The sequence below is a fragment of the Streptomyces shenzhenensis genome (genome assembly GCF_003688995.1).
GTDB classification, from domain to species: domain Bacteria; phylum Actinomycetota; class Actinomycetes; order Streptomycetales; family Streptomycetaceae; genus Streptomyces; species Streptomyces shenzhenensis_A.
This window is the reverse complement of sequence record NZ_PENI01000031.1, coordinates 68786-89573: the sequence shown is the minus strand read 5'-3', so window position 1 is coordinate 89573 and position 20788 is coordinate 68786. Positions and strand designations below refer to the sequence as shown.

Sequence of the window (20788 nt, the reverse complement as noted above, 5' to 3'; positions counted from 1 at the left end):
AGGATTTCGCAACGGTTACGGATTCGTACCTGATAGTGTCAGGGCATGACCGAGCCGTCCGGACGCCGCGAACGCAAGAAGGCCGCGACCCGTCAGAAGATCGCTGACACCGCGCTGCGCCTCTTCCTGAAGCGCGGGTACGACGCCGTGGGCATCCGTGACGTGGCGGCCGAGGCCGACGTGGCCGTCACCACCGTCTTCGCCCACTTCGCCTCAAAGGAGGCCCTGGTGTTCGAGCGCGACCAGGACTTCGAGCAGCGCCTCACGCGGGCGGTAACCGACCGGCCTCCGCTCGAGCCGCTCATCCCGGCGCTGCACCGCGAGGTCCAGGCCCTGGTGCGGCACTGCACGGCGGAGGGCAGTGCCCCCGTCCGGCGCATGATCGAGGGATCACCCGCCCTGCGGGAATACGAGGAGTCGATGAGCCTGCGTCACGCGCAGGCGCTGGCAGTGGCGCTGGCCGCCGATCCCCACCTGTCCCGGAGCGCGACGGCCTGCCGGGCGACCGCGCGGTTCGCCATCGACGCCTACGCGCTGGCCTGCCGGGCGGACGATCCCGAGGCCACGGTGGACGAGGTCTTCCGGATGATCAAGGCGGCCTGGGAAGCCACCGCGCCCTGAGCCGGGGACGCCGGCGTGCTGCGGCCGGCGCCACGACACATGCGGGTTGCCCTGGGCGGCCCGTACCGGACCTGTTCGCCCGATCATGTGACTGCCGCCGGCCTGGGTCGTCGGCTCGGGCATCGGGCGGGTGGACCGCAGCCAGTTCGAGCTCGTGCTGGAGAAGATCCGCGTCCCGCGTCCCGAGCCGACCGACCCCGAAAGAGGGCCGCCAGCCTGGCCGCCGACAAGGCCAGCAGCAGCGGACCGTGCCACGACCACCCGCGCAGGCATGGCATCCGGCACACGATCCCGGAGAAGACCGACAGTCAGGCCGCCCGCTTGCGGGAGGGCTCCCCCGCGGCGGGCGGCCCGCGGCAGCCCTCGTCATCTGGCTCCACACATGATCGGCCGGACAGCTCCTAGGCAGCACGGGCGGACGACTCGCCGGCTTCGAAACGACGATTTACAAACGCCGGAACGAGGCCGAGCGCACGATCAACCAGCTCAAGCACTCGCGTGCCGTGGCCACACGCTACGACAAGCGCGCCTACGTCTTCCACGACACCATCACCGTGGCCTCGATTGCTCTGGCTCGCCTTGGAGGCGGTCAAGCTGGGCACCAACGTCGTCGTGGACTACGGCTGCTGGTCCCGGGACGAACGGTCCGCGATCCGCTGGCTGGTGGAGGCCGAGGACGCGTGCTGCCGCATCGTCTACCTGCCGGTGAACGAGGAGACCCAACGCGCCCGGATCGCCCATCGGTGGGCCACCGCCCGCGAGGAGACGCTCCCGATGACCGAGGCCGACATCCTGTACGGGCGGGCGCACTTCGAGGAGCCCGATGCGGCGGAGCTGGGAGGCCGCGGGGCCGTCACCCCGCCCCCCGGCTGGGAGGGCTGGAGGGAGTGGGCCACCAACCGGTGGCCGTCTTTCGCGTGACCGTTTCGGCGCAACACGGTGCGGCTCGGCTCTCGAAACGGATCCTCAGTCAGCCATGGGCGCACCCTGGAAACTCGGCAACACAGCCGCGCAGGCGTACCCGCGCCAGCCGTGAAGATCCGCCGGACAGGACCCAGTTGGCTCGCGATACGCGTGCCGGACATACAGGTTGCCGATCGCCTCCCGTGGCGGCTGCCGGTGGTCTCGGCCGAAGTGTCAGAACGCCGGGCCGGCCGGGCCGTGCCCGCGCGGCGGCATCGGCGAACGGCCGCCCGGCGGGCCGGCCTTCCCGGCCGCAGGGCGGCGTGGTTGAAGGCGTGCGGGAGCGGGAAACAAGCGGTGCGGGACGCACTCCGGGCACCGCCCGGACCACCCCCCTCTCGTGCCCCTGCCTTCTCCTGTCGAGGAAAACGATGTCGAAGTCCCGTATTGTCAAGTTCCTGACACTCGGTACGGCACTGCTGCTCGGAACCGGCGCACCCGCGGCCTTGGCCGCCCCGCCTCCAACGGCGTCCGCGATCACGCTTCCAGCGTCCGCGGCGGCCGAACGGACCGCCGCCACCGCAACCACCGCCGCCAGGACCTGGCAGCCCCCGCTGTCCACCCGCGGACGCTACATCGTCGACGCGAACGGCGACAGGTTCCGGCTGAAGTCGGCCAACTGGGACGGCGCGCAGGGCTCCTGGACGGGCAGCGGCAGCGAGTCCGACGACGCGAACCACCACGCGGGTCAGAACTCGCACGGCATCCCGCTGGGCCTGGACCGGGCGCCGCTGTCCCAGCTGATGTCGGACTTCCGTGAACTCGGCATCAACAGCGTCCGGTTGCCGTTCTCCAACGCGATGATCCACGCGACGGCCACCGTCCCCGACTCGGCCGTGGCCGCCAATCCGCAACTGCGCGGCGACACCCCGCTCCAGGTCTTCGACGCGGTGGTCGCGGCGCTGTCCGACGCCGGTTTCGCCGTGATCCTCAACAACCACACGAACACCTCCCGCTGGTGCTGTGGCCTGGACGGCAACGAGCGCTGGAACAGCAGCCAGAGCACCCAACAGTGGGCGGACGACTGGGTGTTCATGGCCGGCCGGTACGCGAACGAACCGGGCGTGGTGGGCGCCGATCTCTACAACGAGGTACGCCGCGACGTCCTCGACGACCCCAACTGGGGCGCGGGCGACGCCCATGACTGGTTCACGGCCGCCCAACTCGCCGCCGACCGCATCCTCACCGAGGCGAACCCTAACCTGCTGATCGTGATCGAGGGCATCAACTGGACCGGGCTGCCAGTCGACGGGCTCCCGCACGGCCGCCCCCAGCTGACTCCCGCCGGCACCCTGTCGCACGCCCTGGTCGACAGCCGCAAGCTCGTCTACTCCGCCCACTTCTACGGCTACACAGGACCCAGCCACAGCGGCGCCACCGGTATCGGCGAGACCCATGACGCCCGCTATCAGGACCTCAGTCGCAGCGACCTCTACCAGGCCCTGTACGACGAGGCGTTCTTCGTCGAGGAGAACGGCAGGCACTACACCGCACCGGTGTGGATCAGCGAGTTCGGCATCGGCGCCGGTGAGACCGGTACCGCGGCCCGCGCCTGGTTCGGCAACATCACCGACTACTTCGCCGACCACGACACCGACTTCGCCTACTGGCCGTTGGTCGGCTGGGAGGGCCACGACGGCTGGGCCCTGCTGCGCTACGACGCGCAGGGCGGCCGGCACGGCTTGCTCGACGACTCCGACTGGCGCGCCACCGCCTGGGACCACCTGATGACCGCACCCACCCTCACCGGCGCGGTGCCCGCGACTCCCGTGTGGCGCATGCTGAACACCGACCACGGCGACTACGTCCAGTCGCTGCGGGTGCGCGCCCAGGGCGACTGGGACTCCGGCGCCTCCAAGGCCGTCTGCCCCGACGGACTGCGGCTCACCGGACTCGGCCATACCTCCGGCCGCGGTCTGTGCACCGATGCCACGGCGGGCGACCTGCGGGCGAGCGGCTCCGCCCAGGTCGTCGTCACCGACGAGCGCTACGTCCCCTCGGGCGGCGACTGGGCCTCCGGGTACACCAAGCTCCAGTGCCCGGCCGGTGACTTCCTCATCGGCTACAGCCACCGCGGAACACGTACGTCGGCGGCGCTGTGCGTGCCCGCCAGGACGGCGCTGGGCGGCGGCTCGCGCACGGTGTGGTTCGACCGCTCCGACAACCGGCCCTCCGGCGCCTCGGGCGGCGACTTCGCCCACCAGGACTACAAGGGCCAGTGCGCCGACGACGAGTACGCGGCCGGCATCGCCTTCACCACCCGTTTCGCCGCCTACCCCGGCCCCGACGCGCTCCTGTGCCGCACGCTGTCGTGACCGCCCGCCGTGGTCGGCACGGTGGTGGCCGGCCCGGCTGCGCCCACTCTGCTGGGAGCGCGCCGGCCCCTGAGGTGGCCGGGGGGCGGCGCTCACGCGGCCACCGTCCCGGTGCGTGTCGTGCGCCTCGACGACCACGTGGGGGCCGGCACGAGCCGTCGGGCGCCTGCGCCGCCGTCACGACCGCGTCCGTTCTCCCTTTGCTGCCCTCACAGTCGCGGGAGCGGAGGCACCAGCCGCCCTCGGTGGACGAGCGACGCGGCCTGTTTGACGGTACGCAGCCGGACGCTCGCCGTGTAGCCGGTTATGCCGGGCACCGTGGCGAGACTGCGGCTGAGGAAGTCGTAGAAGTCTGCGGCGTCCGTGCACATCACGATCACCATGAGGTTCTCGTCGCCGCTCGTGGCCGCGGCGAAGACGACGCGGGGAAGCGCGGCGACGGCCGTGCCCGTCTCGTGCAGCCGCTCGGGGGAGGTACGCATCCACAGCGCCGCGCCGAAGGGGTAACCCAGATGCTCCGGAACCAGGTCCACGTCGTAGAGGAGTGTGCCCGAGCGCTCCAGGATCTCCATGCGGCGCGCGATCCGGCCGGTGGTCCAGCCGGTGTGCTCGGCCAGCGTGGCCTGGCTCGCTCGGCCGTCCTCGGCGAGGACGGCGAGCAGCGCTCCGTCCTCCTCGCGCAACTCGGCCGGCGGGCCCTGCCGTTCCTGACGCGGGTGGCGCTCGATGAGCAGCGCCACCGCCTCCTCCGGCAGCGAAGGGCCAAGTCGCCCCCAGTAGGCGCCAGGTGGGGAATAGGCGTGCAGCACCATACGCGTGGTGAGCTCCGCCACCCCCGGGAAGCGGGCGAGTTGGCGCAGCACTTCCGGCATCCGGCCGTCGTGGGGCATTTGCATCGCGCAGACGATCTCCGAGCCGCCGAAGGAAATGTTCGCGAAGGAGATCTCGGGCAGCCGGGCCACGGCCTCGGCCAGCGCGTCGGTCCTGTCCGGGCTCAGCGTGATCCGCGCGATGCTCGCCACGAGCCCGTGCACCACCGGGTTGACGAGCCCCACGACCCGCACGGTGCCTGTGCGCTGCATCGCTCGGTAGCGTCGTGCCACGGTCTGTTCCGACGCCCCCACCGCCTCCCCGATCACACGGAAGGGAGCGCGCGGCACCACGTGAAGCGCGTGGAGGATAAGACTGTCCAGAGGGTCGAGCATGGCGGGATCATCGCATGAAACACCCGGGTACAGCGGTTTTCCCCATATGATCGGCAGGGATTTGGGGGAATCGTCGAGTGTGGCGGAGACTTCCGGAGGATGCACGGGCGGGTTCACACCGCACCCCGGCGGTCCGCAGCGAGAGCGCCGTCCGGTGTACCGGACAGGTGCTGCGTTCCGTACGCGGAGGGGCCCGGCGCGCGCTCCGTCGAGGCCGGTCGGCACTGTCGCCGCCCGTTCCGTTCGGCCATGGTGAGCGCGACACATCGCCCACCCCGGTCCGTACGGCCGGACCTGTCGCACGGCTCGTGTGTCCACACTCGTCCCTCGCGCCGGGGTTCCGGTGCCCAGAAGGAGTCCTCTTGTCCCAGCCACCGCCCGCCGCTGAGCCCCGTCGCCACGTGACGCTCCTCATGGCCTGCCTCGGGGTCTTCGTCGCCTACCTGCCGGTGACAAGCGTCTCGGTGAGCCTTACCGCCATCCAGTCGGCGCTCTCCACGAACACCTCCCAACTGTCGTGGGTCTCGGACGCCTTCGTGCTGCCGATGGCCGCCTTCATCCTCACCGCCGGGGTGTTCGGCGACGTCCACGGCCGCAAGAAGGTCTATCTCGCCGGGCTGCTGCTCTCCGCCGCCGGCGCCGCGACGTCGCTCACCGCACACTCGATCGGCCAACTCTGGGCCGGCCAGGCGCTCTCCGGGATCGGTGCGGCCGCACTGCTGCCGACGACGCTCGCACTCATCAGCCACGCCGTGCCCGACCACCGCGAGCGCGGGAAGTTCATCGGCTTCTGGGCGATGTGCCTGCTCGGCGCCCTTGCCGTCGGCGGCGTGATCGCCGGGGTGATCCTGGGCCACACGGGCTGGCGGTGGATCTTCCTCGTGCCGATTCCCGTCGCGCTGCTCGCTTTCGGCTTCTCCCTGAAACTGCTGCCCGAGTCCCGTGCCCCGCGCATCGGACAACTGGACTGGCCCGGACAGATCACCGCCGCGCTCGCCATCACCGCACTCGTCTACGGAGTCATCCAGGGCGGCGAGGGTTCCTTCGGTGACACGCAGGTCGTCCTCGCGCTCGCCGTCGCGGTCATCAGCGGGACCCTCTTCGTCGTGGCCGAGCGGCGCTCCGCGCATCCCATGCTCGACCTCGCGCTCTTCCGCAGCCCCGGCTTCACCGCCACCACCCTCGTGGCCATGGTCATGTTCCTCGGCATGATCGGTTTCTTTTTCGTGCTGAGCCTCTACTTCGGCATGGTCCAGCACCTCGACACCCTCGGCACCGCCTGGCGGATGCTCTTGATCACCGGGGCCGCGCTGCTCGTCAGCGGCGTCGCCGGACGCATCATGCACAAAGTCTCGCCGCGTCTCCTGATCACCGCAGGGCTGCTCATGGTGACCGCCGCGCTGCTCACACTGCTCGACGCCGATGCGAGCACGTCCTTCGGCTCGCTCTCCTGGCGGCTGGTCCTGCTGGGCCTCGGCATGGGCTTCGTGACGACACCGATGACGGCCGTCGCCGTTGCCTCCGTGCCGCACCCGCTCGCCGGGATGGCCGCCGCGGGGAACAACGCCTTCCGACAGGTCGGCGGCGCGCTCGGCCCCGCCGTGCTCGGCGCCCTCCTCACCAGTCGCGCCGCCTCCGCGCTGCCCGGCCGGCTCTCCGACGCCGGTGTCGACGGCCCCCTCGCCGACCGGCTCACCGAGGCGGTCCGCGACGACGGTCTCGGCGCGGCCGCCTCGGTACCGCTCGGCGCACGGACCGGCCAGGTCTGGGGTGCCGTAGGCGACGCCTTTCTCGACGGCATGCGCCTGTGTCTGACCGTCTCGGCCGCGCTGACGTTCCTGGCGGCCGTTCTCGCCTTCGTCCTCCTGCGCCCTCGCGCGAACCGTACGGGAACGGCGAAGGTCGTACGGGAATCGGCCGCGTCGACACCGAGCAGCCCCAAGCAGCCCGAGGCTGTGGTGAACGAGGGCGCCTGACACGCCCTGCGGGTGCGGGGCCGACGCGGCACAGGGCCGGTCGGTCTTGACCAGGTCCAGGCCCCCCGGGGGGGTGGTTCCTGGACCTGGGGGCCAGCGACGGCGAGGAAGGCGGTCACGGTGTCGGGGCCGTTGCCGGTGGCGGGTGGCGGGGTGTTCGGTCAGCAGTCGTGCGCTGTCTGTGGGGGTGTGCCGGGCGGCCCGGCCCGCAGAGGAACCCTTCGGGTTTGATCACCGACAGAACAACATGGGCCATCAGTTCGCGCGACGAGCAGTCCAACGGCACGGGCCTCGTCAACGGACTGCACCTGCGATGGGGTCCCGCTTCAGTGGATCAGCTCGGCCGGGGGCTGCGCGCCGAGGGCGCTGAGCAGGCCAGCCACCTTGCTGTCCAGCAGACGGCCGACCTCAGAGATGCGCGGGTCACCGAAACTGTCGAGCAGGGTGCTGGGCTGATCGATGACCAGGACGCCGTCCCCGTTCTCATCGGCCTGAATGAGCAGGCGCAGTGGGGCGTACATCATCACCGTCGGGTTGTACCGGTACATCTGCTCGGCGATCACGTGATTGCCCATCAAGTATTCCGTGCAGTCCCAAAGGGACGATCCCGAGCCGGCCATGAACGGCGGCACCTCGGCGCTCCAGAACCGCATGAACCCCAGCGGCGCAATCTCCTCCACCTTGGCCACCACCGCGTCCCAGTCCCGCAGGCCGGAGAACTGCGTCTGGTCCATCACCGGGACAGCCTCCTCGTACGAGCGGATCGCCTCCGAGTACGGCTGTCCGAGCGGTACGGCGAGCCGCTGCACCTCGTGCCGGCTCGTACTCACCGAAAGCCCCGTGCCCATGGGGTCTCTCCTTCAACTTGTTCTCGATTATCGGCCGATACGCGAGAGGCAGTGAAACCACGCCCTTGGTGCCATCCTGATCCGCTGTCGACGGACGACGTGCTTGACTCCCATCAGATCGGGCCGGCCCACCCCACCCGGTGCAACTGCGAAGTGCCGCACCGACGCGGCGACGGAACAGCACGTTACCGACACCGTGAGTGACTGCGGTGTGCGCACGCATTGCCAAGTGGGTGACAGGGGCGAGCGGGAGCGGACCGGCGGCCGCCGCGCGGCCTGCGCTCGATACCGTCCCGGCGTACGAACTCCCTTTCGAAGGCGTGTGAGAGTGCGTACGGGCTGCCGTAGCCGACTCGGCCGGCGACGGTGGCCAAGGTGTCCGACGTATCTCGGAGCAGGGTGGCGGCAAGGATCAGGCGCCACCACGTGAGGTACGTCATCGAAGGGCGGCCGACCAGGGTGGTGAACCGGCGCGCCAACGTGGGACGGGAGACACCCACCTCCGCGGCCAGCCGGTCGTTGCTCCACGGGGCGGCCGGGTTTGTATGCATCGCCCGCAGGGCGGCGGCCGTCACCGGGTCGCCCAGTACGCGAGGCCAGGCCCCGCTGGTGGCCTCGGTCATCCAGGAACGGATGATGTATACGAGGAGGAGGTCGAGCAGGCTCGGGAGCGCGATACAGGAGCCGGGCCGCCTCTCGTCCAGTTCACCGGCGAGCAGGTCGATCGCAGCGCGGAGTTCGAGGTGGCTGCCTACTCGGCTGGGAAGGTGGACGACTTCAGGTAGCTCGGTCAAGAGCGGGTGCAGGCGGCTGCAGTCGAGCCAGTACTTGCCACAGAGCATTTCCACCTCGTCGCGATCAATCCGGGCTCGCGGTCCTGTACCCGCAAGCCATCGCTCGAACGGGACCGCCTTCTCCTCGGCGACCGCCGCAACGACCGGGGAATCGGCGATCACATGGCCTGTGCCATGAGGCAGCAGCACCGCGTCGCCCACTCCGAGAGACACCGGTGCGCCGCCGTCGGACAGCAGCCAGCAGCTGCCCCTCAGGACTACGTAGAAGCCCGCACCGTCGTACGGGTCGAGCCGCACGCACCAACTCCCGCTCACCCGCACCCGGTGGGACGAGGGGTGCCCGAGGTGTACGGCAGAGATCGCGTCGCTCACCACGTGCAGCGCATGGTGCTGGGGGATGTCGAGGTCATCCGGGTTGTTGAGTGGCAGAGACCGTTCGCGCCTGCTTCCGGCATAGTTCCGGAGGCTGCCGCGGGCGTATGGAAGGACAACGAGGACTGGCTGGCGCCGGACCACTGGGAGCCGGACAGTGACTGGGCGGTGCTTGCGCTGCAGACGTGGGTGCTGCGCAGCAGTGGGCGGACCGTCTTGGTCGACACCGGAGCAGGCAACGGGCGGGAGCGACCGGGTATGCCGCCGTTCCACCGATGTCAGGGTGATTTCCTCAGCGTCCTGGCGAGGGCTGATGTTCGCCCGCAGGATGTCGATGTCGTCGTCAACACCCACCTCCAGGTCGATCACGTCGGCTGGAACACCGTCGACGCGGACGGGGAATGGGTACCGACGTTTCCCCATGCGCAATACCTCATTCCTGCCGCAGACGACTTCCACTACGGTCCGGACAACGCGTACGGGAACGGCGCCTGCATGCGGTCGACCGCCTGATCTACGAAGACAGCATCGCGCCCATCCACCACGCCGGGCAGGCCGTGCTGTGGGACGGCCTGCACCGCATCGACGAACACCTCACCCTGGAGTCCGCGCCCGGCCACACTCCCGGTTCCTCTGTGCTACGGCTCGTATCCGCGAGCGACCGGGCGGTCTTCGTCGGAGATCTGGTGCACAGTCCGGTGCAGATCCTTCAACCCTGCTGCAACAGCAACGCTTGCCTGGCCCCGGAACAAGCGGCGGCCAGTCGCCGTCGGGTTCTCCAGCGGGCAGCCGACGAACGGGAACTGCTCGTCCCTGCGCACTTCGGTGGTACGGGTGCTGTCGAAGTCCGGCAGGAGAGTGGTGGGTTCACCCTCGGCCCATGGGCAACAGCAAGTCCGAAGAGGAGAGCCTCAGTCACCGAGTGAGACTCTGGCCCGTCTCTCGCGTTTGGTCCCGGATCGCGGCCGGGGTCGCTGCGATGGGCGAGGAGGCGTCGTGTGGTCGGGTCGGCTCCGGTGAGCACGGGCATCGGCATCCAGCCGGCAGGTCGAGGGCGATCTGGACGACAGACGCCGGCGTCAGCAACGCCGTTTGGGCCGCGAGGACGGCCATGGGCGAACGGGCCTTCACCCGGAGCTTCCGCCCGGAGAGCGGTGGCAGCCAAGCCGTCCGGCGGACCCGCGCCGGCTGCCTGGCATGCCTCGACATACCTACAGGTCGATTATGGGACACCCTTTAGCGCCTTTTAGCGATCCACATCAGCACGACCACCAGCCGTAATATCAGCGGGATCACTCCCGGACTGTGACGGTTTTGCGTCGTTGCGTCGTTACGCCCCGACCCGACTACGATTTTGTGCGTCGTCCCCGTAACGGTCCGGTTCCCCGAATCCTTTCGTTCAGCGCCGTTTCGCCCGCCGTCGACCGCATGGCCGGCCGAAGCACCCGGTCCCTGTCGACGTGTCCGTACCCGCGTTGGGCGCGCTGCTCCATGTCGTCGTTGAAATCATCCCCCACCCCCTGGGCAGGTTGACTTGTTCACCGTGAGCGTCTTAGGCCCGCTTGCGTTGCATCATGCCGGGATCGAGACAAAAGTAACCAGTCCGAAACAGCGCGCCATCTTCGCCGCGCTGCTCCTCTCCAGCGGAAGGAAGCTCAGTACCGGGAAACTCGTCGAGGCTCTGTGGGGCGACGGCCCGCCGCGCACCGCCTCCGAAACGGTGCGCACGCACGTATACCTTCTCCGGAAGGCTTTGAAAACGACGGGAATCGGTCTACCCCGAACTCCCGACCGGGCTTACGCGCTCAGCGTCGACGACGATGTCGTCGACCTCGAAGAGTTCCGACGGTGCGTGGCGCGTGCCCAGGCCGAGCGGCTGTCAGGCCATCCGCGGAAGGCCGCTTCGCTCTACGAAGCGGGCCTGCGGCTGTGGCGGGGCGAACCGCTGGCCGGCATCCCGGGGCCGTTCGCCGACTCCAGACGACGGTGGCTCACCGAGTCGCGTCTGGCAGCGCAGAGTGCGCTGCTGCGGTGCAGGATGGCGCTCGGAGCGCACCATGAGGTCGCCGCTGACCTGTTCGAGCTGACGGCCGAGAACCCTCTGGACGAGGGGCTTCGCGACTTGTTGATGACGTGTCTGTACCGTGCGAACCGGCAGGCCGACGCCTTGGCCGTCTTCCGGGAGACCAGGGAGCTGCTCAGAGAGCAGCTGGGCGTCGAGCCCTCGCCGAGTCTGTGCCTGACGCAGCGACGCATCCTCGACCGTGACGAGACCCTCCTGTGGCCCGAGGAGAACGAGGCCGCACCCAGCGCCGAAGGGCCGGCGACCCGTCCCACGCGCACCGGTTTCAGCCCGCCGCAGCCGGCTCAGTTACCGAAGGCCCCAGTCGTCACGGGACGGGTGGGCACGATCTCCCGCCTGGTCGACGCCGTGAGGGAGGGCGTCGCGGTGCTGGTCGTCGAGGGCATGCCCGGGGTGGGAAAGACGACGCTCGCCCTGCACTGTGCTCACCGTCTCGCTCCCGGCTTCCCGGACGGACAGCTCTTTCTGGATCTGGGCGGACCGGGTTCTTCGGGTCCTCCCATGACCGTGATGGAGGCGCTGAAACGGCTCTTGGCCGGCGTCGGCGTTCCGGCCGCGGCCCTTCCCGCGGAGGCGGATGAACGCGCGTCGCTCTTCCGCTCGCTTCTGGCCGGCAGGAGGTACCTCGTTCTCCTGGAGAACGCCCGGGACACGGAGCAGATCCGCATGCTGCTGCCCGGCGCGGCCAGCAGTGTCGTGCTCGTCACCAGCCGGGTGCAGGCGACAGGGCTCGTGGTGACGCACAACGTGCGGCGCGTCGTACTCGCGGAGTTCACGCCGACCGAGGCCAGGGCCTTCCTCGCCGAGCGCTTGGCAGGACGCGGTCGGCCTGCGGTGCGTCCTGTCCTGGACGCGATCGCCGACCGCTGCGGACGTCTGCCTCTGGCCCTGGCCGTGGTGGCGGCCCAGGCGGGGGACGGGACGGACAGGCCGCTGGGCGCCGTCGCGCGGGGCCTCGACGACACGCACGGCTCGCTGGACGCCTTCCGGATCGGCAGGGACGCCGCCACTGATCTGCGTGGGGCCTTCGCGGGTTCGTACGAGGCGCTGTCCGGCAGAGCCGCGCAGCTCTTCCGCCTGTTTGCGGGATTTCGAGGCATCGAGGTCACGCTCGCCGATGTCGCCGGCCGGCTCGGGATGTCCGCCCTCCATACGGACGCCGTCGTGCAGGAGCTCAAGGAGGCGTCGCTGCTGGCCGAGGCGACGCCGGGCCGCTACCGCATGCATCCTCTGCTGTGCGATTACGCGGCCGAGTTGACGGGGGCGAACAATGTTCGGTCCGGGACCGGGGTCGGAGCACTGGACGGGCGGAGCGCTGCCGATAGCACTCGTTGACCACGGCAGAGGCAAGCGGCAGCGGGTCCAACGGACCGGACGCAGAGGAGATTTGAGATGGGCCGTCTGTTCACAGCGCTCGCCACGGCCGTACTTGTGCTCCTGGTACGGGAGTGGCCGCACCCAGGTACTCGGGCACGGAGTGCTGCTGCCGCACCCGCCGTGCAGGGTCGGTGGCGCGAGCCTGTTCGTGGCCGCCGGTGGCAACGTCCCCGGTGCCCACACGGCGGTGAGCCTCCGCTCGATCAGGTCCGTGACCTCGGCCATGAACTGCCGGGTGGTCCCGGTGCCGCCCAGGTCGGGTGTCGCCGCCTTGCCGCAGGCGTCGGGGGCGCTGCCGTGGACCGGTTCGCACAGTGCGAAGCCGGTCTCCGGGCAGATGCTGACGCTCGACGCCAGGCCGAGTCCGCCCATCAGGGCGGCGCCGATGTCGCTGATGATGTCGCCGAACAGGTTGGGGGCGAGGACGCCCTCGTAGGGCTTCGGGTCCCTGACCAGCGGGAGGGCCGCGGTGCCCGGCGCGGTGGACGTGCCGGGCTCTGGTGTCCGTCAGACGGGCAGCCGGCCGGCCTTCTCGGCCGCGAGCAGTGCGGCGATGGCGCGCAGGTGCGGCTGGCGCATCACCTGGGAGGCGCGCAGGCGCACGCCGCAGTCGTGTTCGAGCTGGGTGAGCAGTCGGGCCACGTCGATGGACGCGCCGCCCGCGCGGGCGAAGTTGTCGTCGAGGCCGAGGGTGGGGTTGTCGAGGATGCTGCGGCAGTGCTCCAGCACGCGACGTTCGTCCGCTGTGGCGCTGCCGTCGTGCAGGCCGGCGCCGGTGCGCTGCTCCTCCTCGGCGAGCAGCGCCTTGCGGTCGACCTTGCCGTTGGCGTCGTACGGGAACGCGTCGACGATCCGGACGCGCGCGGGGACGACCTGTTCGGGCAGTCTGCGGGCGGCGTGGGCGAGGAGGTCGGCGGCGTCGGGTTTCTCGCCCGGCACGGCGAGGACGAAGGCGAGGACCTTGTCGCCGCCGCGGGAGGCGACGACGGCCCGGCTCACTCGTGCGTCGCTCTCGAGTGCGGCCTCGATCTCGCCGGGTTCGACGCGCACGCCGCTGATCTTCAGCTGGTCGTCCATGCGGCCGAGGAAGTCGAGGACCCCGTCGGGGCCCATCACGACGCGGTCGCCGGTGCGGTACACGCGTCCGCTGTCGCCGCTTCCCGCGGGGGCTACCGGGAAGCGCTGGGCCGTGAGCTCCTCGTCGAGGTAGCCGAGCGCGAGGACCGGCCCGCCGATGCGCAGTTCGCCCGGTGTGCCGCGGGGCACGAGGGCGCCGTCGGCGTCGGTGACGTAGGCGATGGCGCCGCCCAGGGGCCGCCCGATGGGGGGTGCCCCGGTGGCGCCGGCCTCGGCCGGGTCGAGGGGGTGGAAGGTCGTGGCGATGGTCGCCTCCGTGGGCCCGTACACGTTGTCCACCTGTGCGGTGACATCGGTGCCGGGCCTGCGCCGCAGCCGGTCGCCGCCGATGCACAGGTATTTCAGGGGAACCTCTGCCGGCCAGGCGCGGTCCAGGACGGTCTCGGCGAGCGGCGTGGGCAGCACCGCGGAGGTGACGCGGGACCGGGTCCACCAGTCGGTGACCGCCGCCGCGTCGCCGCGCGCCTCCTGCGGCGCGACGACGAGGGTGGCGCCGGACGACAGACCGGACCACAGTTCCAGGAAGTGCGGGTCGAAGGCGGTGTGCATGAAGAGGCTCTGCCGGGCGCCGGTGCCGAGGCCGGCCCGGTCGCGGTACCAGGCGACGACGCGGGCGAGGGAGTCCGCGCCGACGAGGACGACCTTCGGGATTCCGGTGGATCCGGAGGTGAGCACGGCGTACCGGGCGCCGGGCGGCAGGCGTGTCGCGGAGGTGTCGTGCGGGGGTGTGTTCACCCGCAGCCGTTGCACGGTCCCCGCGGGTCCCGGCACGTCGACGGTGGTGGTGTCGAGTGGCAGGGCCTGGCCGGGATCACCGAGGACGCAGGTGAGCCGGACCGCTTCGGCGAGGGCGAGCAGCCGGCTCTCGGGGGGCCGCGCCGCGAGCAGTACGTGTACGGCGCCGAGGCGGGCGAGGGCGACAGTGGCCGCGGTGAGCAGCGCTGAGTGCTCAAGGCACATGGCCACGACGTCCCCGGGACGGACTCCGGGACGCAGCGCGTCGGCAACGGTGTCGGCGGCCGTGCTCAATTCGCTGTAGGTCCAGTCGCGTCCTCGGTCGTCGACCGCCATCGCCCCAGGGGTGTGCCGCACCCGGTCCTCGAAGTCGGCGAGCACCGGGTCGGCGCCGCGGCCCCCGGTGTGCCGGACCGCGGGATCGCTGTGGGCGATGCTGAGGTCCGCCGGGCGCGGCGGAGTCGTCACGTGCGGGGTGTCGTTCACGGTTCCTCCGGTCCGGGAAGCTCAGCCGAGTCCCATGGCGCGGGCGACGATCACCTTCTGCACCTCGGAGGTGCCTTCGATGATCGTCATCATGCGGATGTGGCGGTACAGGTACTCCAGGGGATGACCGCGCACGTATCCCGTGGCGCCGTGCACCTGGAGCGAGCGGTCGACGACGTCGGTCGCGGTCTGGGAGGCCACGAGTTTGGCCAGCGCGGCGTTCTCGCCGCTCTCCTCTCCCCTGTCGACGAGTTCGGCGCAGGCCAGGGTGAGGAGCTTGGCGGTCTCGACGCCGGCGTGGCTGGTGACGAGGTGTTCCTGGACGTGCTGATAGGAGCCGATGACCTGGCCGAACGCCTGCCGCTGGCGGGCGAATTCGACGCCGGCCTTCAGGGCGTACTCGGCGATGCCGTTGCACTGGGCCGCGACCATCAGGCGCCCGTAGGCGAGGCTGTCCATGGCGAACTCCACGGAGGCGCCGATGCCGTCCTCCTCGCCGATCAGCGCACTCATCGGCACCCGCACCTGTTCCAGGACGAGTTCGAACAGCGGTTCGCCCGTCATGCCGAAGTACCGCTGTCCCCTGCGGAGTCCGGGGTGGTCGAGTGCCATGATGAACGCGGTGGCGCCACCCGCCCGGGAACCGCTGTCCGCCACGTCGGCGATGACGATGGCGTAGTCGGCGTGGCCCGCGTTGCTGACGAACGTCTTGCGTCCGGTCAACACCCAGTCGTCGCCGTCGCGTTCGGCCTTGGTCGTGATGGTGAACGCGTCGGAGCCGGAGCCCGGTTCGGTCATCGCCAGGCACCGCAGCTTCTCGCCGCGCACCATCGGCACGAGGTAGTCCTGTATCTGCCGGGGTGTGCCATGGGTCAGCAGCCAGCTGGGGCCGTCCGGGCCGGCGAGGGCGTACGGGGCCAGGGAGCAGCCGCTCGCGCCCGCCGCGTGGTGGAGTTGCACCAGAGCCGTGACCGGCATGCCGGAGCCGCCCATGTGCTCCGGGTACTCCGCGCCGTAGAAGCCGAGGGCGGCGGACCGCTTGCGCACATAGTCGCGCAGGTCCCTGGGGGGTCCGTCGACGGGCTCGGGCACCTCGGCGGCGAGCGGTACGAGTTCCCTGCGGATGAAGGACTCGAAGCCGGCGACGAGGTCGCGGTGCTCCCGTTCCAGCACCGAGGAGGGCAGTGCCGTCATGCCGGTCCCTCCGTCAGGACGCGCGCCTGGTCGGCGAGGACCGGGTGCTGGAACAGCTTGCGCAGGGGCGGCCGGAAGCCGATCCGGGGTTCGAGCCAGGCCGCGAGCTGGGCCGCGACGAGCGAGTGGCCGCCGACCTGGAAGAAGTGCGAGGCGGGGGTGAACCGGTCGTGTCCCAGTACCTCCTGCCAGCCCTCGGCGAGCAGTGCCTGGCCGGGGTCGGTGAAGACCTGTTCGGTCCCGGTGGCCCGCGGGCTCTCCTCCCGCGGCGTGTCGGCGGCGAGCCGGGTCAGGGCGGCGCGATCGGGTTTGCCGCCCACCAGTGACGGCAGTGTGTCAAGGGCGATCCACCGGGCGGGCAGGAACACCGCGGGAAGCCGCCGGGCCAGCGCGTCGTGCAGGGCGTTCGTGTCAAGGGGATCGCCACCTCCGACGAAGCCCGTGAGGGCGGGGCCGGTGTCGGGGTCGTCGTACAGGACGACGGCGCACGAGCGGCCGCCGAGCTCGGCCGAGGCGGCGACCTCGATCTCCTCCAGTTCGATGCGGTGGCCGCGGAGTTTGATCTGGTTGTCCTGCCGGCCCAGGAAGTGGAGCAGCCCGCGCAGGTCTCGGTAGCCCCGGTCGCCGGTGCGGTAGACCCGCGCCCCGCCGAGGGTGGGCAGGGTCACGAAGCGTTCCTTGGTCGCCTGTTCGTTGTCCAGGTAGCCGAGGGCCAACGTGCCCCCGCCGATGGCGATTTCACCGATCGCACCGTCGGGCAGGGGATACATGCCCTCGTCGAGGACGTGCACGTCCACGCCGCTGATCGCGGTGCCCAACGGGGCCTCGCCGCCCCGGGTGATGTCGTCCGCGGTGATGGTGTGCGTGATCGAGGTGACGGTCGTCTCGGTGACCCCGTAGGCGTTCAGCAGGGTGGTGTCGGGATGCACCCACTCGCTGAGCGCGTCGACGGGGAGGCGTTCACCGCCCAGCACCACGGTCCTGGGCGACCACCGGGCCTCCCGCCACGCCTCCGCCAGCCGGTCCCGCACGCTGAGGAAGTAGCTCGTCGGCAGGTTGACGACACTCACCTGCCGCCCCGCGAGCACGGCGACGAGTTCGTCCGCAGTGGGTACCTCGCGCTGCGGCAGGACAAGGGCGGCCCCTGCGGCGAGCGTGCCGAGCACGTCCTCCAGGTTCTGGTCGAAGGAGGGCTTGGCGAACACCAGCACCCGGTCGCGGGGGGTGAGGGCGAGCCGTTCGCCGATCCCGGCCAGGTAGGTGTCCAACTCCTTTCGGGCGACCATCACCGGCTTGGGCAGCCCGGTCGAACCGGAGGTGTGCACGATGTACGCGGTGTCCTCGAGCTGCCGGCCGGGTACGGCCTTCGGGAACTCTCCGCCGTCCAGGATGCCGACGGGAGGGCCCTCGATGGGCAGGGCGAGGGCGCTCTCCCGCGTCGCGAGCACGAGCGCGGGGCGGAGGCGGTCCAGCAGTTGCGCGAGCCGGGGCCGGGGGTCGTCAGGCGACAGCGGCGCGTACACCCCGCCTGTGCGCAGGCAGGCGAGGAGGGCAGTGACACTGTCCGCGCCGCGCGGCAGTACGACGGCCACCGGGCGGCCCGGGGTCACTCCGGCGCGGTCCAGGCGGTCGGCCAGCGTGGTCACCTCGCGGTCGAGGTCCGCGTACGTCCACGTCCGAGGCCCGCTGACGAGGGCGGTGGCCGCCGCGTCCTTCGCGCAGGGGTCGACCACGACGGGGCTCCGGTTCGGCGCCGCGGTGTCCGCCGCGTCCGGCAGCGCCTCGGGGGGCGCTGCGCGACGGGGTGTCGTGGTGAGGGAGGCGAGTACGGTGTCCGGCCGGTCGAGATAGCTCTCCAGCAGGCCCGCGAACCGCTGCGACAGCTGCTCGATGGCCCCGTCCGCGAAAACGTCGGCGTCGTAGTCCCACACCAGCGTCATGCCCGTTCCCGGCCGGCCGTTGCTCCCCGTGATGGCGCGTTCGTGGGGAATGGCCACCACGTCGAGGTCGAAATCCCGGGTGGTCCCGGCGTTGAATGCCTCGGCCATCGACATCTCCAGGCCCGGCAGCTCGATCTGGGGCAGGGGCGTGTCGTGGGCGCTGAACATGACGTTGAACATCGGGTTGCGCGTACCGTCCGTGTGGAGACCGAGTGCCCGCGTCAACTCCTGGACGGGCACTCCCGAGTGGGGCAGCCCGCGCATCAGCACGTCGGTGACCTCGTCGACCGTGTCCTCCGCCGACGCGTCCGGATCGGGCCGCAGACGCACGGGGATCGTGTTCACGAACATGCCGACGCTCTCCTCCCAGCCCGGCAGGCGGTTGCCTGTGGCGGTGCCGACGAGGAAGTCCCTGCGACCGGTGTGCCGGCGCATCAGTTCCCCGAAGAGGGCGAGCATCGTCGAGTACGGGGTGTGTCCGGCGCGGGCGCAGTGCGCGGTGAGACGCTCCACGAGTCGGGGGTCCAGACTCTGCCGCAGCTGCGCGCCGTTGTGCCGCCGCTCGGCGTCGGGCCGGCCGAGGCCGGGGAAGGTGATCTCGTGCGGGACGTCCCTCAGTTCCTCCTTCCAGTAGCGCAGGCTCGCCTCCGCGACCTCGGCCCGGGCCTGCTCCTGCAAGTGCTCCTCGTAGCTGCGGGGGGTGGGCAGCACGGGTGTCTCGCCGAGCAGCCGGGCCCGGTACAACGTGAACAGGTCCCGTAACGCGATGATGAACGACCGCCCGTCGTGCACCAGATGGTGCTCCACGTGGATGAGTCGGTGGTAGCAGGGTGCCATCCGCGCCAGGCACCACCGCACCAGGGGTGCCTCGTAGGTGTCCATCGGGATCCCCGCCTCTTCCCGTACCAGCGCGGCGAACGCGGACTCCGGGTCCTGCTCCGCCGAGAGGTCCATCTCGCGGACCCGGGGGACGGCGTTCTCGCTGAACCGCTGGGCGGGCAGGCCGTGTTTCCGGGCGACGAGTTCGAGACGCAGCCCGGGATGGCGGCGCAGCACCTCGGCCCAGCCGGCCACCAGGGCGTCCCTGTCGAGGTCTCCGTGGAGGTCCAGGACGGCGGTGGAGTTGTAGGCGCGACTGTCCGGGAGCAGCTGCTCGTGCAGCCATACGATCTCCTGCGAGGAGGAGAGGGGGTAGATGGTGCCTTCTCGGGACATGGTGCTTCCTCGGGGTCGGGCCTGCAGGGGGGTGCGGCGCAGTGCTGAGGGCGTGGGGGGGGTGACGAGCTGGAGGGGACGGCGAGGCCGGGGGGCGTGGCGGGACGTGGCGGCGCGTCAGCGCAGGAACGCGGTGGGATCGGTGCGGTCAGGGGCGGGACCGAGGTGACCGTCGAGGGTGGTGCACAGCGTGTCGAAGGCCGACCGCGCCTCCTGGTCGTCGAGTTGGTGCCGATTCCATCCCATGCGGACGAGCAGGTCGCGGCGGCTCTGCGAGACGGACACCGCCACCGGGGACTGGAGCGCCGGACCGCGCAGGTGTGTCTCTACGCCCTCGACACCGCCCAGCTCCAGGGGCGGGCGGCGGGTGGTGTCCTCCAGGGTCAGCAGCGCGTCGACCGTGCCGGACCACCCGCTGCCGCCCCTGCGCGCCGCCCGGACCACCTCGTCGACCGGTGTGTCGGCGTGGTCGATGTCGTCCCACCACCGGTCGCAGGCCTCGTCGAGGTCACCGGGCGCGACGGTGGTGAAGAGCACTGTGTTGAGGAAGCACCCCAGTACGGGGGCGGCTCCGAGCGGTCGTCCGCCCCAGGGGTAGCCGATCAGCGGAGTCCTCCCTTGCCGCTTCGCGACGGAGGACGGCAGGGGCGCGACCGCGGCCGCGACAGCGCTCAGCAGGGCCGGGAACAACCCGGTGCGTGCACCGTCGGCAGGGAGGGGGCGCCGGTGCTTCACCATGCCGGTGGGGTCGATGATCTCGGCCGGAACGGGCGCCGCCGGACGGGACGCCCCGGTGGGCCGGGCACCTTCCGGGGGCCCGGCCGGTCCGATCGGTCCGGGACCTGCGAACCGGCCGGCCCAGTAGTCGAGATCGCGCGGTACCGATGCCGCACGCTCGACGGCGAGTTGGCGTTCGACCGCGTCACGGTACTCGTCCACGGCCCGCCGGCCGGCGTCGGCCCGGGCCTCCCGGGCACTGGTACGGTCCCGGTACGCCCGGGTGAGGCCGTCCGTGATCAGGCCGAGCGACTGCTCGTCGCAGGCGGCGTGGTCGACGACCACGGCCAGCGTCTCGTGGTCCGGTCGGTCGTCCGAGGTCGCCAGCAGGAGTCTCAGGACGGGACCTTCGGTGACCCAGGCGAGCAGGGCACGGCGCAGGGCGTCCGCGGTGCTCTCCCCCGCCCGGGCGGCCAGGCGCCGCACATGGCCCTCGGGTTCGGCGAGCCGCTGCACGGGGACCGGGGCGTCGGTGTCGAACCGCATGCGCAGCGCTGGGTGCCGGGCGGCCAGGCAGGCAGCGGCCTCCTCCAGGCGCGCCGGGTCGACCGTGCCGCGGGGAAACTCGAAGTACAGGGGCACCACGATCGGTGCTGTGCCGACGGCGAGGCGGCGCATGGTGAGGAAGCGCCGCTGCGCACCGGTCACCGGGTGGAGGTCGGGTCGGCCGGCCGCCACGCCGCCGTACTGGGCCAGATAGCTCTCGGTGATGTTGACGTGCAAGGAGGACTCCTTCCGCTGGATGGGCCG

The 20788-nt window shown here is 71.0% G+C and carries 12 protein-coding genes and 2 pseudogenes; 6 read left to right on the top strand and 8 right to left on the bottom strand.

The genetic code is table 11. The features are described from left to right. The first annotated feature begins 45 nt into the window (after positions 1–45). The 3 genes from CTZ28_RS35230 to CTZ28_RS35220 all read left to right on the top strand — a co-directional run bounded on the left by CTZ28_RS35230 (position 46) and on the right by CTZ28_RS35220 (position 3899). Positions 46–621: a TetR/AcrR family transcriptional regulator gene (locus CTZ28_RS35230; protein WP_121893803.1), complete on the top strand. Its 576-nt coding sequence runs from the start codon at positions 46–48 to the stop codon at positions 619–621. A 564-nt stretch (positions 622–1185) separates the two neighbouring features. After that, a complete protein-coding gene (locus CTZ28_RS35225) occupies positions 1186–1542 on the top strand; it encodes an ATP-binding protein (RefSeq protein WP_259471960.1) in 357 nt (118 codons plus the stop codon). Positions 1543–1955: 413 nt separating this feature from the next. Continuing rightward, positions 1956–3899, top strand: a complete 1944-nt coding sequence (locus CTZ28_RS35220) for a glycoside hydrolase family 5 protein (RefSeq protein ID WP_121893801.1) — start codon at positions 1956–1958, stop codon at positions 3897–3899. Between the two features lie 209 nt (positions 3900–4108). On the opposite strand, the gene CTZ28_RS35215 is transcribed toward CTZ28_RS35220, so the two are convergent. Continuing rightward, entirely contained in the window at positions 4109–5104 is a 996-nt protein-coding gene (locus CTZ28_RS35215; protein ID WP_121893800.1) for an Lrp/AsnC family transcriptional regulator, read from the bottom strand. 401 nt (positions 5105–5505) lie between these two features. Here CTZ28_RS35215 and CTZ28_RS35210 point away from each other — a divergent pair, with 401 nt between their 5' ends. Then, a complete protein-coding gene (locus tag CTZ28_RS35210; RefSeq protein ID WP_121893799.1) occupies positions 5506–7080 on the top strand; it encodes an MFS transporter in 1575 nt (524 codons plus the stop codon). 326 nt (positions 7081–7406) lie between these two features. Here CTZ28_RS35210 and CTZ28_RS35205 read toward each other — a convergent pair whose 3' ends face one another. Both CTZ28_RS35205 and CTZ28_RS35200 read right to left on the bottom strand, forming a co-directional pair. After that, complete coding sequence (locus CTZ28_RS35205; RefSeq protein WP_259471953.1) at positions 7407–7928, bottom strand: DUF302 domain-containing protein; 522 nt, start codon at positions 7926–7928, stop codon at positions 7407–7409. A gap of 185 nt (positions 7929–8113) precedes the next feature. After that, positions 8114–9103 carry a cupin domain-containing protein gene (locus tag CTZ28_RS35200; RefSeq protein ID WP_472926676.1) on the bottom strand — a complete coding sequence of 330 codons (990 nt, stop codon included), beginning with the start codon at positions 9101–9103 and terminating at the stop codon, positions 8114–8116. Positions 9104–9106: 3 nt separating this feature from the next. Here CTZ28_RS35200 and CTZ28_RS35195 point away from each other — a divergent pair. Next, positions 9107–10020 (top strand): annotated as a pseudogene (locus CTZ28_RS35195) (MBL fold metallo-hydrolase). 617 nt (positions 10021–10637) lie between these two features. Continuing rightward, positions 10638–12512, top strand: coding sequence for an AfsR/SARP family transcriptional regulator (locus CTZ28_RS35190; protein WP_259471959.1), 1875 nt, complete (start codon positions 10638–10640; stop codon positions 12510–12512). A gap of 321 nt (positions 12513–12833) precedes the next feature. On the opposite strand, the pseudogene CTZ28_RS49755 reads toward CTZ28_RS35190, so the two are convergent. The 5 genes and pseudogenes from CTZ28_RS49755 to CTZ28_RS35165 all read right to left on the bottom strand — a co-directional run. Then, positions 12834–13010: pseudogene (locus tag CTZ28_RS49755) on the bottom strand (isocitrate/isopropylmalate family dehydrogenase); the annotation flags it as partial. A gap of 51 nt (positions 13011–13061) precedes the next feature. Then, on the bottom strand, positions 13062–14912 hold the full coding sequence (locus CTZ28_RS35180; protein ID WP_121893797.1) for a non-ribosomal peptide synthetase: 1851 nt from the start codon (positions 14910–14912) through the stop codon (positions 13062–13064). Positions 14913–14933: 21 nt separating this feature from the next. Next, positions 14934–16106: an acyl-CoA dehydrogenase family protein gene (locus CTZ28_RS35175; protein ID WP_121893796.1), complete on the bottom strand. Its 1173-nt coding sequence runs from the start codon at positions 16104–16106 to the stop codon at positions 14934–14936. Next, on the bottom strand, positions 16103–19261 hold the full coding sequence (locus CTZ28_RS35170; RefSeq protein ID WP_259471952.1) for a non-ribosomal peptide synthetase: 3159 nt from the start codon (positions 19259–19261) through the stop codon (positions 16103–16105). Before CTZ28_RS35170 ends, CTZ28_RS35175 begins: the two co-directional genes overlap by 4 nt. A 117-nt stretch (positions 19262–19378) precedes the next feature. Continuing rightward, positions 19379–20761: a condensation domain-containing protein gene (locus CTZ28_RS35165; protein WP_183154746.1), complete on the bottom strand. Its 1383-nt coding sequence runs from the start codon at positions 20759–20761 to the stop codon at positions 19379–19381. Between the last annotated feature and the right edge of the window lie 27 nt (positions 20762–20788).

Coding starts and splice junctions, on each gene's coding strand:
- CTZ28_RS35220 (WP_121893801.1), top strand. CDS start 1,956: ATGTCGAAGTCCCGTATTGTCAAGTTCCTGACACTCGGTACGGCACTG.
- CTZ28_RS35205 (WP_259471953.1), bottom strand. CDS start 7,928: ATGGGCACGGGGCTTTCGGTGAGTACGAGCCGGCACGAGGTGCAGCGG.
- CTZ28_RS35215 (WP_121893800.1), bottom strand. CDS start 5,104: ATGCTCGACCCTCTGGACAGTCTTATCCTCCACGCGCTTCACGTGGTG.
- CTZ28_RS35175 (WP_121893796.1), bottom strand. CDS start 16,106: ATGACGGCACTGCCCTCCTCGGTGCTGGAACGGGAGCACCGCGACCTC.
- CTZ28_RS35170 (WP_259471952.1), bottom strand. CDS start 19,261: ATGTCCCGAGAAGGCACCATCTACCCCCTCTCCTCCTCGCAGGAGATC.
- CTZ28_RS35230 (WP_121893803.1), top strand. CDS start 46: ATGACCGAGCCGTCCGGACGCCGCGAACGCAAGAAGGCCGCGACCCGT.